The 13,129-nt window shown below is 43.4% G+C and carries 12 protein-coding genes; 5 read left to right on the top strand and 7 right to left on the bottom strand.

Features of this window, described 5'->3' with window-relative positions; all coding sequences use genetic code 11:
• Window positions 1–76: 76 nt before the first annotated feature.
• Together N5J47_RS08475 and N5J47_RS08470 are read right to left on the bottom strand one after the other, a co-directional pair.
• Window positions 77–1,057, bottom strand: coding sequence for a putative solute-binding protein (locus N5J47_RS08475; RefSeq protein WP_279959539.1), 981 nt, complete (start codon window positions 1,055–1,057; stop codon window positions 77–79).
• Window positions 1,058–1,149: 92 nt separating this feature from the next.
• Window positions 1,150–1,758, bottom strand: coding sequence for a PadR family transcriptional regulator (locus N5J47_RS08470; RefSeq protein WP_279959538.1), 609 nt, complete (start codon window positions 1,756–1,758; stop codon window positions 1,150–1,152).
• A gap of 126 nt (window positions 1,759–1,884) precedes the next feature.
• Between N5J47_RS08470 and N5J47_RS08465 the strand changes: the two genes are divergently transcribed.
• The 5 genes from N5J47_RS08465 (at window position 1,885) to N5J47_RS08445 (ending at window position 6,641) form a co-directional block, all read left to right on the top strand.
• The gene (locus N5J47_RS08465) at window positions 1,885–3,036 is read left to right on the top strand and encodes an oxygenase MpaB family protein (protein WP_279959537.1); all 1,152 of its coding nucleotides are present in this window, start codon (window positions 1,885–1,887) and stop codon (window positions 3,034–3,036) included.
• A 13-nt stretch (window positions 3,037–3,049) separates the two neighbouring features.
• Window positions 3,050–3,805 carry a glutathione S-transferase gene (locus N5J47_RS08460; protein ID WP_279959536.1) on the top strand — a complete coding sequence of 252 codons (756 nt, stop codon included), beginning with the start codon at window positions 3,050–3,052 and terminating at the stop codon, window positions 3,803–3,805.
• 84 nt (window positions 3,806–3,889) lie between these two features.
• Complete coding sequence (locus N5J47_RS08455; RefSeq protein WP_279959535.1) at window positions 3,890–5,191, top strand: HipA domain-containing protein; 1,302 nt, start codon at window positions 3,890–3,892, stop codon at window positions 5,189–5,191.
• Window positions 5,184–5,468, top strand: coding sequence for a helix-turn-helix transcriptional regulator (locus N5J47_RS08450; protein ID WP_279959534.1), 285 nt, complete (start codon window positions 5,184–5,186; stop codon window positions 5,466–5,468). Before N5J47_RS08455 ends, N5J47_RS08450 begins: the two co-directional genes overlap by 8 nt.
• 615 nt (window positions 5,469–6,083) lie before the next feature.
• Window positions 6,084–6,641, top strand: coding sequence for a TetR/AcrR family transcriptional regulator (locus N5J47_RS08445; RefSeq protein ID WP_279959533.1), 558 nt, complete (start codon window positions 6,084–6,086; stop codon window positions 6,639–6,641).
• Between the two features lie 78 nt (window positions 6,642–6,719).
• On the opposite strand, the gene N5J47_RS08440 is transcribed toward N5J47_RS08445, so the two are convergent.
• From N5J47_RS08440 to N5J47_RS08420, 5 genes are all read right to left on the bottom strand, one after another.
• Complete coding sequence (locus tag N5J47_RS08440; protein WP_279959532.1) at window positions 6,720–7,793, bottom strand: hypothetical protein; 1,074 nt, start codon at window positions 7,791–7,793, stop codon at window positions 6,720–6,722.
• Between the two features lie 149 nt (window positions 7,794–7,942).
• Window positions 7,943–9,226: a ribonucleotide-diphosphate reductase subunit beta gene (locus N5J47_RS08435; protein WP_267980081.1), complete on the bottom strand. Its 1,284-nt coding sequence runs from the start codon at window positions 9,224–9,226 to the stop codon at window positions 7,943–7,945.
• Window positions 9,227–9,267: 41 nt separating this feature from the next.
• The gene (locus N5J47_RS08430) at window positions 9,268–9,732 is read right to left on the bottom strand and encodes a hypothetical protein (RefSeq protein WP_279959531.1); all 465 of its coding nucleotides are present in this window, start codon (window positions 9,730–9,732) and stop codon (window positions 9,268–9,270) included.
• Between the two features lie 22 nt (window positions 9,733–9,754).
• Window positions 9,755–9,883, bottom strand: a complete 129-nt coding sequence (locus N5J47_RS08425) for a preprotein translocase subunit YajC (RefSeq protein WP_267980083.1) — start codon at window positions 9,881–9,883, stop codon at window positions 9,755–9,757.
• A 134-nt stretch (window positions 9,884–10,017) separates the two neighbouring features.
• The gene (locus N5J47_RS08420; protein WP_279959530.1) at window positions 10,018–12,852 is read right to left on the bottom strand and encodes a ribonucleoside-diphosphate reductase subunit alpha; all 2,835 of its coding nucleotides are present in this window, start codon (window positions 12,850–12,852) and stop codon (window positions 10,018–10,020) included.
• Window positions 12,853–13,129 lie beyond the last annotated feature (277 nt).

Raw genomic sequence — 13,129 nt, 5'->3', positions numbered from 1 at the left:
GATATTGTTATAGGGTGTAAATTAAAAGTATGTGCCTAAAAATGGCCTGATCTTGGCAATCTGTGATTAGGGTGCGCTATTCAAGATTGTCGCTACATTCCGCTTGGGTGGGTTCGGCACGGCAGCGGATTTTTTTCATTAGGTTCATCATTTTTGGATGATAAATTCCCTGTTTGGTCATGCTGATCCGTGCCTGACGCATCATTTCCCGATATTGTGATGCTGTTCCATCGGCAGGTGGAAAGAAAAACAGTATGTCATCTTCGGCTGCCGATATGGTTTTCATGGCGGTATCATACTGACCGTAAAAATATTCACGGGAACGTTGCCCGAACCCTGCTGGGAATTTGTCTGGGCGAATCAACATCTGAAAGGTCAGTTGCGCCACAGGCAGTTTTAGCACGGCACCCTGACTGCCCACGCCCTTGTAAAGCTCAAGTGGCATATAGGCAACCGCAGGGGCAGCGGTGGCATCCACCTGACCGTTATTGAATTTTCCTGCAAAATTGGAGACATCACTCATCACGGCCTGTGCGCCAATGCGTTCCGCCATTACCAGTTGCGCCTTGTCGTAGTCCAACACGGCAATTTTGCGTCCCGCCATTTTGGTGACGGTATTGATATTACGATCACGCAGGAAAATATAGGCTGCACCCAAAGGCATTAACCCAGCCACCTCATACTGCCCACTGGTCATCATCTTGCTGGCATCGGGACGCAGCAAGGCTGCCATGAGTAGCTTGAGTTGGGTGTAGTTTGGCAAGCCACCAATTGAGTCAATGCTGCCTGTAAAATGGTTAAACTGGCGTGCACGCATCCCTGTCAGCAAAACCGCATCACATTGACCTGCCTTAAAGTCTTCGGCAGCGACTCGTTCAGAAGTATAGGAGCGCAGTTCAAGCTGTGCGCCCCATGCCCTTGATTGCGTGGCATATTCACGCATACCCGAAATGACAGGGCCTTGTGCGCCGACCATATCAAAAACACAGAACGTTTGCGCCTGTGTTTGCTGAGAAAGCAGTACGCCCAACACAAGCAGGCTAAACCCAAGTTTCATACCAATCATTCCTTTTGGTTGGGATATGGAATGCGTTCAGGTTAGCAAAGATTTTTTAAATACTCAACATGATGAATATTAAATTTGATGAATTATATTTCTGGCTGATTCAACTGCAATGCCTCAGTAAATAGCTGAAGATCCTCTGCGGTGGTTTCGCGCCATTTCTGCTTCTGTAAAAACACCTCCACCTGTTTTGCCCATTCCAGCCAGCACTGAATCTGACTGATCCCATGTGTCAGGGTCAGGTAAATGCCCTCAAACTTTTCCAGTACGTTGGGTGGAAGTGACTGGAAGACCGCCTGCATACGAAATAAATCATCCAGACTTTGCTGGTAAGCCTGTCGGTATTGCTGAAATTCCTGCATAAACTGATCTGCGTCCAGCAGGTGAACCGAAGACAGTTTGACTAAAAACTCGCTGTTGAGATGGGGTGGCTTGATGGGGGTGGACAGCCATTTTTGCATGGCTGCATAACCCTCTGGATTGAGCCGATAGACTTTTCTTGGCGGGCGGGGCGCATTTTCAACAATGTCGCAGTCAATGAGTCCATCACTGTGCAACTTACCCAAATCACGGTAGATTTGCTGAAAGCTGGCATTCCATAAATAGCCGTAAGTACGTTGAAAACCCTTGATAATATCGTAGCCACTGGCAGCCCCCGTACCTAAATACACCAGCAAGACATGGCGAAGTGACATGATATTGACTCCTCAATAAATAATTTATCTTAACATCCAATAATCAAATTTAATATTCAACAAATTGAGTATTTAAAAAATCTTTGCTAGGCTGAATATTATTTGCCCGATTTGACAGGTTGAACCATGAATATGCTTGCTGATGTACCTGCTACATTTTCACCTGATGCACCCACCAGTCCATTGCCAGCAATATCACGCAAGTCATGGCTATGGTCAATGCCACTCGCACCGTGGTTGAATCTGGGAGATGAGCTGGCGGAGAATGTGGTTAAGACTTTGAGAGCGCATAAAAAACCGCTTGCGCAGCCGTTGCCTGCCATTCAGCAACTTGCCCGTGAGGGCAATGTGGCGTGTCAGGATTTTTTAGCCGATATGGAAATGATTCCCGACTGGGTGGATTTTGAGTTGATGGCTAAGGGTGGGGCAATGGCTTATCGACATTTTCCTCAGTTGATCATTGCCCTGATTCATGGTGGCTTAATGACCACTTTTTCCAATGCTGCCTCAGCCCATATTTTGTCAGGTACACAACGCTTGGAACAAAATGTGGTACGCCGCCTGTTTGAATCATCCACCCTGTTTTTTGGGGTGCTGGATACCGAAGCACTACGACCTTATGGGGCGGTTTGGGAAATCTGTATGCGTGTCCGCTTGATGCACGCGATGGTGCGTTTACGTTTAATGGCATCTGAGCGTTGGGATATGGCAACAGGTCTGCCGATCAATCAGTTACATACCGCCGCAGGCCCGTTATTTTTTGGCACGATGGTGCTGGAGAGTTTACAGGCACTGGGCGCAAAAATCCGTCCAGAAGAACATGAGGGCTATTACCTGATCTGGCGATATGTCACACGCCTGTTGGGTGTTCCATTGGGATTGCTGGGCAATACGGTGGCAGAGCAGCAGGCGATTGACCAGCGTATTCTACCTCTATGCTTTGACCCGAATGATACTTCACGCCAGTTGGCGCAAGCCTTGTTTGAGGGTTTAAAAAACTTGCCCGATGCACACATGATTCCAAAAACTGTACATGAAGTCCTGTCCCGTTATCTTTTGGGAAATGAAAGGGCAGATGGGATGGGGGTTGCCCAGCATCCAATTGCAATGCGCTGGGTTACACCTTTGGCATTTGGGCTACGAATCTATAGTTGGACATTGCTTATTCCTCAAGTGGGACGTTCTGCTGAGAAGTTTGGCAAACGTTATCTACATAACTTGGTACAACGTGGTTTGGCGGGTGTGGCGGCAGATTATCAGCCACATGGCCATGCCTAAAAGGGGTATAACAATGACTTTAGATCAGCGTGTACTGTATCAATTTCCCTTGTCACTTTACTGTGAGAAAACCCGCTGGAATCTGGATGCCAAAGGTTTGAGCTATGTTTGCCGTGACCTCGTGCCAGGTTTGCATGCGCCAACGGCATGGCGTTTGGCTGGTCAGCGTTGCCTACCCATTTTGGTTGATGGACAGCAAAGGATTGGTGATTCAACCAAAATTGCCCTGTATCTTGAAAATACCTATCCTGAACGACCACTTTTACCTGTGGATGAAGTTGCAAGAAAACGGGTCATGGAACTGGAAGATTTCTTTGATGAACTGGGCGATCATGTCCGCCGCTATTGCTGGAGTCTGGCGGTTGAGCGTGATGAGGTCAGCGATATTTTCTTTAATTTTACTGGATATAGCCGTTGGCAACGTATGCTGGCAGATATGAGCAAGCCATTGCTTCGGTTTATGATTCGCCGTACCTTTCAGGTTTACGAACCACGAGTGGCAGATTCTTGGGAAAAAATTCAGAACACGCTGCTACAAATGGAAGATTGGTTGCAGGGCAGTGCCAGTAATTATCTGGTTGAAGATCGTTTTACTTTGGCAGACCTGACTGCGGCAAGTATGCTCGCTCCGTTGTTTGGGCCTGACAATAGTCCGTGGACTGATACCAGAATGCCGCCACTGACCCAGCAGCTTCGCGCGGAATCACGTAGCACATTGGCAGGGCAATGGGTACTCAGGATTTATCGGGATTATCGTGTGTGTGGGTGATTATTCAATCTATTAGTATAATTTTCTATTATAATAGTAAAGTAATAGCTATTTTTGACTGTATTTTTCTATTATAATAAATTTATGAATAAAAAATGCACGATTCAGATTTTTGAGCAGCAACAATGGCGAGACTGCGCTGTTGTTGAATTGCTGGGTGATCCTAAGCAAGGTTGGGAGGCATCAACACGTATTGATTATTTATTGGATTACGCACTAGATTATTTAGATCAATGTGATGCCAATGCAATCTCATGGAATATTCCTGTCAGCCTTAATGGTTATCGGTGTTCAACATGGGCAGCTTGTCTCATGGACTTATTACCACAAGGCTATGGTCGTCAGGAATTATTAAAACAACTTGGGCTGTCAGAAACAGCACAGCAACATGCAGACTGGGCATTACTCTGTGCTGGAGCAGGTAATCCTATCGGACATTTACGGATTAAAGAGGCGGCTGAATGGTTGGTACAAAAAGATAAGCAACCACCAGTAGGATTTCATTTACATGACATTATGCAACGCAAAGAGCATTTCTATGAATCACTTGCCAATTATGGTGTATTTGTAGCAGGTTCTTCGGGTGTACAGGGCGAATGGCCAAAACTGTTATTAACTCAGGGACATGATGATTTATTTTATTTAGACCATACATTGCCTGATGCTTTGGCAAAAAAACACTGGCTGGTAAAATTTAGCAGAGGGGAGAATCCGCGTTTACAGCAAATTCTTAACCATGAAGCCAAGTATATGCAACTTGCCCAGTTTTTAGGTTTACGGGTGCATGAATTGCCACAACAGCATGGGCAAAGTTTATTTATTCCCCGATTTGACCGTACAGTTGAAAATGGTCAGGTACAGCGTTATGCACAGGAAAGTATTGCATCACTTAATGAGGTCGCAGGTTTTGGTGTACGTGTGAGCCATAATCGGGTTTGTGAGCTACTTTCTAAAGTTTGTACTGACCCTAAAACAGAAATTTTGGAATATTTACAACGTGATATTGCCAATGTTGCTTTAGGAAATAAGGATAATCATAGTCGGAATACAGCAATTCAACGACATTGGGATGGACGTATTCATTTAACCCCACTTTTTGATTTTGCCCCAATGTGGTTACATCCAGATGGTATTGCCAGAACCACTCGTTGGGAACAGGATGACATAGGTGGCTCACCAGACTGGAATTCCGTATTACAACAAATTCATATGGTGACAGGCATTGAACCATCTGAGTTAAAAATGGAACTGGTTAAAATTTTACCAAAATATCAACAACTCATTAAGTATATGCAGCAGCTTAATATTGATGATGAAATTATTGATAAGAGTCGATTGAGCATTTCTGCAATTTGCCAGCAATTAGGGGGCATGTTAAATGGATAAACGCTATCGTCCCAAAACAGGCATTGAAGAAGTGAGCCATCGCCAGCAAGTCCTTGCCAATATTGCTCAACATCCTGAATGGCCGTTTTATCAGGTTGCCCGTTATCTACGAACAGAGTTACATTTAACCCTACAGGAAATGGCAAAATTAACCCGTCTTGCACCACAGACCATTCAGAAAATGGAACAGCAAGATAGCAATCCCACGCTGAATTCTATACAAAAGTTATTACGTCCATTTGGATTGTCTTTTACGATCCAAATGTCTCAACGGTAGAACGGAAGAGTGACACTTTCGGGTGTGCTGGAACCTAAAACCAGTCGGTCAACCCTCTTTCATTCTGCCACCCTATTCAAAAGCTAACAAATTTAATAGCTTGCCATTTCCTTACATTGACACCCGCCACCTCACAGATTATCCTTTATATCCTGACCCATATGGTCAGTCGGTTTTAGCAGACCGAGTAGTAAGACCGCATCAGAGCTATTCTTTCTGAGGAATAGTTTTATGTGTAAGCTTCTCGTTCCCTCCCGTAGCGGTAGGACGGGAGTGGGACACCTTCGGGTGTGCTGGAGTCTTACCCAGTCTGCTAACCCACTTTCGTTCTGCCACCATAATTCTTAATGAGTGCATTGGCAGAATTCCGAATTTTAGGAGTTGGCTATGTATTTCGTTCTTATACCTCCAGATTAGTCTTTTACACAGCTTGATCGCCCTTGGGTGTTCAGGTCTTAGTTCGTTGCGACTAAAAAAACAGATCAACAATAAAACTTGAGATGCGACAGGGCAGTCTTTCAGGGTCTGTGCATGCCTTTTTTTCGCCCGCCATAAGGGCAAAGGTAGTTTGATCTCATTTAAATACAACAAAAAAGATGAGTGGACGGTATCTATATGCCAAATTTAAAAATTTCTCCAAGAGCATTACAGGTGGTGCATACCTCCATCCAGCTATTTGATCACTATGGATTTCATAAGGCAGGCATAGACTTTATTTTGCAGCAAACCAAAATTGCCAAAATGACGTTTTATAATAATTTTCAGTCTAAAGAACGATTTATTGAAATATGCATGGCCGTGCAAAAAGATCGGCTCAAACAAGAGGTGCTGGCAATTATGTATTCATGCCAACACCTTACGGCAGCCGATAAACTCAGGGAAATTTATCTTTTACATGCAGACCTGAATAGCCCTTATCATCTTCTGTTCAAGGCCATTTTTGAAATTGAACAGCTTTATCCTACAGCCTATCAAATGGTGCTTGAATATCGGGAATGGTTGGTGCAGGAAATTCTTGAATTGTTGTCAGGTATGGAAATGAGCCTGTTAAAACCCGATGTTGATCTATTTTTATTTATGATTGATGGGGCAATGGTTCAGTTATTGAGTGGGTTTGAGGTGGATCGGGATGGAATATGGGCCATATCGACCAATCTGCCACAATACAATTGAGTATACCTTGAGTATTAGGCTGCGAAACTAGATCACTTTATAAAATCATACTGATGAGTCTGGTTGCTAATAAATAGTCTAGGTTTTACTGGATTTTTTTTCATGCATATACTGATACAAACTAATCGCTGGCATAAAAATAATTGCAGGAAATACAACAAACCCAAAGAAAAACCAAATGGTTTGCTGTTGATATTTATAATTATTTATCATGGTTTTAGGTTGAATATCATATTCGCTGGTTTTGATTCCTAATAAAATAACTTCGGGATATTTTAGATAAGAGTATCCTGTTGTATAAATGATCTTTGCTTCTTTCTGATCAAATTGTTTTAACTGAGGGCAGCTATCATCTCTATCAATAAAATTGCAGAATAATGTCAGATTTTGCTGATCTGGTTTTATATTTAGCTCAATATTTTCCCAGCTTCGTCTAGCTTTTCCTCTGGTTTCATAATATTTATTAAGTAAAATTCCTTGTTCTGAATATGTCTTTCCAGAAAAAGAGTTAATATTGGCGAAAGCGAGTTTTGTCATCTTATAAATTTCATGACCTGCTCCAGTAATAATAGGTGAAATGCTCATAAAATTTATAAGTAAAAGCATAATAATATTGAGTTTTTCTTCATTGTTTTTAAAAAGTACCACGCTCATAAAGCATGGTATAATAAGTAAAAGAAAACTAACAACGCCCAGTCCATCAAAACGTTCTAGTAAGCAAATAAAAAAAATCGTTATTATGCTGTAACTAAATAGAAAAATTACAATTGATTTTTGGATTGTACTGAGTTTAGAAAAGTTAAATTTTGGTTCTTCTGGCTGAGGTTGTGGTTTAGGATCACCTTTCTTTCTAATAGATGCTTCAAAGGAGGATACTCCTTGTGGTTCTATTACTAGATAAAGTTGGGCGATCAGCTTTTGTATATGATCTTCATATAGAGATTTTTTACTACATAAGAAATTAATCTTTTTGGATTTCTTATTTATACAAGTAAAGGCAACCTCCAGATTTGAACTCATCTGTGCATTGATAGGTATTGTGGTCGATTGATCAAAGAAAAAATGTTCTTTATTGGATTTCACTATTCCAGAACAATCAATGGGGTTGTAATAGCTAATAGTCCCGTATTGAATATTATACTGACTATGCATTAATTTGATTTTCCATTTTTAATAAAGGTGTTGGTTTCAAGTAAAATTGTTTTTATATGCCGAAGTTTTTTCTAATACTATTAAAGTTCTCTATTTGGAATATAGGCTGCCAAGTATTAATGGCAGCCTATATTTAAATGCAATTTATCTTACCAGCTTAACGCACCACCAGTCTGATAATCCGTTACACGCGTTTCAAAGAAGTTCTTCTCTTTACGCAAGTCCATCATCTCAGACATCCACGCAAATGGATTGGTCACGCCAGCAAACTGCTCTGGTAAACCAAGTTGAGACAAACGGCGGTTACAGATGAACTTCAAGTATTCTTCCATCATGCTTGCATTCATGCCCAATACACCACGCGGCATAGTGTCACGTGCATATTCGATTTCAAGCATGGTACCTTCAAGAATCATTTGAATCACTTCCTGTTGGAACTCATTTGTCCAAAGGTGAGGGTTCTCGATCTTGATCTGGTTGATCATGTCGATACCAAAGTTCAGGTGCATCGACTCATCACGCAAAATATACTGGAACTGCTCAGCAACACCGTTCATCTTGTTACGGCGGCCCATACTCAAAATCTGGGTAAAGCCACAGTAGAAGAAAATGCCTTCAAGTACGCAGTAGAATGCGATCAGGTTACGCAATAAACGCTGGTCATTTTCAGGTGTGCCTGTGTGGAACGTTGGGTCGCTTAAAGACTGCGTATATTTCAGGCCCCACGATGCCTTGCGTGCAACGCTTGGTACTTCACGGTACATATTGAAGACTTCGCCTTCATCCATACCCAAAGACTCAATACAGTATTGGTAGGCATGGGTATGAATCGCTTCCTCAAACGCCTGACGCAGGATGTACTGGCGGCATTCAGGGTTGGTGATATGGCGGTAGATGGCCAATACCAAATTGTTTGCAACCAGTGAATCCGCAGTCGAGAAGAAACCTAAAGAACGCATCACAATGGTACGTTCATCTTCGGTCAAGCCATTTTCAGACTTCCAAAGTGCGATGTCATGGTTCATGTTGATTTCTTGTGGCATCCAGTGGTTGGCACACCCGTCAAGGTATTTCTGCCAAGCCCACTCATATTTGAATGGCACAAGCTGGTTTAAGTCTGCACGGCAGTTGATCATGGCCTTGTCATCAACCTGTACACGCTGTGCGCCCATTTCCAGTTCTTCCAGACCTGGCGCAACGTCAAGATGTTCTAGGGCTTCAGATGCTCTAGCCAGCGAATCGGTTGGATTTGTTGATCGCACGGTACTGGCTCCAGCGGATTGTGGAGCTGCCACACGCGGCGATGATGGCTCTGCATCAGATACCACTTGCGTATCAACCGTTTTTTGCGATTCGAGGGACGCAGACTTGTGTTCAGGTGCAGTCGGTTTTTGCGTATCATCTTCAAAATCGTCCCAGCTAAGGATAGACATAATTTATCTCACTCTAATCTTAATCTATTTACATTGCAGTTTTAGGAACTTAGAAAATGAATTAGGCCCAAAACTAAAATTAGTAAAATCACACCAATCGTCATACTGACTAATAATTTAAAATGGGTGGGATTATAAGGTTTGGGTAATTGATCAGGCTCTAATAGTTTGCCTTGTTCATTATAAATAGCGACAAAGCTAGCTCCGCTATTAAATCCAAGTTCTCGTAAAGCTCGCAGTTCTACAAATGTTAAACCTGCTTCTGTTCGTTCCATTGCCTGAATAAACAGGTAAGGGGCAGGTTGAAGCATTCCTGCTGTGGTTTGTTTCATTAATTTGTGTAATACATTCTCTGCAACCGCAAAATTATCAATCAATGAACGAAGATGTGAAAAATTGGCATGCTCAGTGATTTGCTTGGTGGCGTAGCTGAGCAACATTCGATCAACATAAATTTGGACTAATCTCGCATTTGGATGTAGTACTAAATCTTGTTGAAGTGCCATCTTATTTTCCTAATCAATCACTTTATTGATCTTGCTTTTGCTGCTGTTTACGAATTTTAAAAAATGCGTAAACCATAGGAATATAAAAAACTAAAAAGGCAAGAATCAGGACAATCACACCAAATTGATAATTATGACTGAGATGGAACATGATCTTTGCCTCGATTTATCTTCTTTTCAACCTCTCCCTGACCCTCTCCTTTTAGGAGAGGGTATAGCATGAATCATATTCAGCATTAGATTCATGGCAAGTCCCCCTCCTTTTAGGAGGGTCTAGGGGCAGTCTTACTGACAAGCTTCGCAGTCTGGATTGTCAATTGAACACGCCAATGGTACAGGCGCAGCCGTAGCAAAATCCTCTTCAACTTGTACGTCAGGTTTTTTCTCTACAACCACTGCCTGTGCCGCAACAACAGGTGCTTCAACAGCCGCTGGTTTAACCGCATTAAGTGCGCCAGTATTGATTGTTGATTTTTCGGCAGAGGTTGCACCCAAAGCTCGGAGGTAATAGGTGGTTTTTAGGCCACGCAACCACGCCATTTTGTAGGTGATGTCCAGTTTCTTACCATTTGCACCAGAGATGTAAAGGTTAAGTGACTGCGCCTGATCAATCCATTTTTGACGACGGGATGCAGCATCCACAATCCAGCGTGGCTCAACTTCAAATGCTGTGGCAAAAATTGCTTTTAATTCTTCAGGAATACGGGCAATTTTCTGTACAGAACCTTCAAAATGTTTCAGGTCATTCACCATCACGGTATCCCACAGACCACGTTCTTTTAATGCACGAACAAGGTAAGGGTTAATGACAGTGAACTCACCAGAAAGGTTTGATTTCACATACAGGTTCTGGAATGTTGGCTCAATCGATTGAGACACACCACAAATGTTGGAAATGGTTGCGGTTGGTGCAATCGCCATCACATTTGAGTTGCGCATACCATCTTTTTGAACTTTGGCACGTAAAGTGTTCCAGTCCAGACGTTGGGTACGGTCAACCTCAAACATACGCTCAGGACGGGTTTTACCAACAAGGTCTAAAGAATCAATTGGCAAGATGCCCTGATCCCACAGTGAGCCCTTGAATGTTGAATAGGCACCACGTTCAATCGCAAGGTCACTAGAGGTTTGGATTGCATAGTAGCTGATCACTTCCATTGATTCATCGGCAAAGTCAACCGCTTCATCTGAACCGTAGGCGATGCCCATTTCATAAAGCGCATCCTGGAAGCCCATGATCCCCATACCCACAGGGCGGTGTTTCAGGTTCGAGTTCTTCGCCTGTGGTACTGCATAGTAGTTGATGTCGATCACGTTATCGAGCATACGCACTGCTGTCTTGATGGTGCGGGCAAGTTTCTCACGATCCAGCACACCACCTTGAACGTGTTGTACAAGGTTGATTGAACCCAGGTTACATACCGCGATTTCATCCTGATTGGTATTCAGGGTGATTTCTGTACACAGGTTGGATGAGTGAACCACGCCCACGTGTTGTTGTGGTGAACGCAGGTTACATACATCCTTGAACGTGATCCACGGATGGCCTGTTTCAAACAGCATGGAAAGCATCTTGCGCCATAAGTCTTTGGCACGTACTTTCTTGTGCAGCAAGTTCTGTTCTTTGGCTACAGCTTCGTAGTGTGCATAACGCTCAGCAAATTCAGCACCAGTCAGGTCATGCAGGTCTGGTACTTCAGATGGTGTGAACAGTGTCCATTCAGCATCTTCAAATACACGTTGCATGAACAGGTCAGGCACCCAGTTCGCCGTGTTCATGTCGTGGGTACGACGACGGTCATCACCTGTGTTCTTACGCAGCTCAAGGAATTCTTCAACGTCTAAGTGCCAGGTTTCAAGATAGGCACAGACCGCACCTTTACGCTTACCGCCCTGATTCACCGCAACAGCGGTATCGTTCGCCACTTTCAGGAATGGCACCACACCCTGAGACTTACCATTTGTACCCTTGATATAAGAGTTCAAGGCACGTACAGGTGTCCAGTCATTGCCTAAACCGCCTGCCCATTTAGACAGCATGGCATTGTCACGCATTGCCCCATAAATGTCATACAGGTCATCACCAATGGTGGTGAGGTAGCAGCTTGAAAGTTGCGGACGCAATGTACCAGAGTTAAACAGGGTAGGCGTAGAGGCCATGTAGTCGAAGCTTGACAACAGGTTATAGAACTCAATTGCGCGTTCTTCCTTATTGTCTTCATTAAGCGCAAGACCCATCGACACACGCATAAAGAACAATTGCGGTAATTCAAAACGCACGCCATTTGAATGGATAAAGTAACGGTCAAATAATGTCTGTAGACCTAAATAGGTAAACTGGTTTGAACGTTCTGGCTGAATCGCCACCGCCAGTTTGGCAAGGTCAAAATCAAGCAGTTCTGGAGATAAAAGATCAAGCTCGATCCCTTTCTTCAGGAATGTTTCTAAAGCATCGCCTTCCAGCGTATCGGTTGCTAAACCTAAAAACTCAAGACCTGTGCTCACCAGTTCATTACGCAATAAACGCGCAGTCACATAGGTGTAGTTTGGTTCCTGTTCAATACGGGTACGTGTCGCCATCATCATGGTGGTGGCAATGTCGCTTTCCTTTACACCGTTATAGAGGTTCTTAACGGTTTCATCGACAATGGCCTGAACATCAATCCCTTCAAGACCCGCACTTGCAGTTTCAATGTTGGCTGTAAGCGCACCCAGGTCCAACGGCTGGAGCTGACCATTGGCATCGGTAATCTGTAGGGTAGGGTGATGGTTCGCACCTGCCTGCTGACGGGCGGTGGCACGCTGTTCACGGTAAATCACGTAGGCGCGGGCAACCTTTTGCTCGCCTGTGCGCATCAACGCCAATTCAACCTGATCCTGAATCTCTTCAATATGAATTGTGCCACCTGATGGTAAACGGCGATTAAAGGTATTCAGCACCATCTCTGTGAGTTGCTCAATACGGTCATGGATACGACTTGAGTCGGCTCCCTGCTGACCTTCAACAGCTAAAAAGGCTTTTCCAATCGCAACAGAAATCTTCTCGGCATTAAATGTCGCGATTTCTCCAGTGCGCTTAATAACCTGAATTTGGCCAGGTGCGGAAGTGATGATGCTCATGTCAGCATAGCTCCATTATCATCTATTTTTATGTTCATAGACCGTTTGAACCGTGCACAAAATATGCCACGATGTTTGAGGGATAAACACAATACTTAGTGGTTAAAGTTTATTTTCAACACAAGATACGGGATTTTTAACAGCAGATCAATCTTGACATTTTACTAAAGTTTTTTTCGTGTTTTAACTGCTGTATTCACAGGCACATAGCATAGCAAAGGGCTTTAAAAAGACGTATAGATAACTCTGTGGATAACTCAAAAAACAGACACTTAAA

This window comes from Acinetobacter sp. GD03645 (assembly GCF_029845285.1).
GTDB classification, from domain to species: domain Bacteria; phylum Pseudomonadota; class Gammaproteobacteria; order Pseudomonadales; family Moraxellaceae; genus Acinetobacter; species Acinetobacter corruptisaponis.
This window is presented reverse-complemented; position numbering and strand designations above follow the sequence as displayed.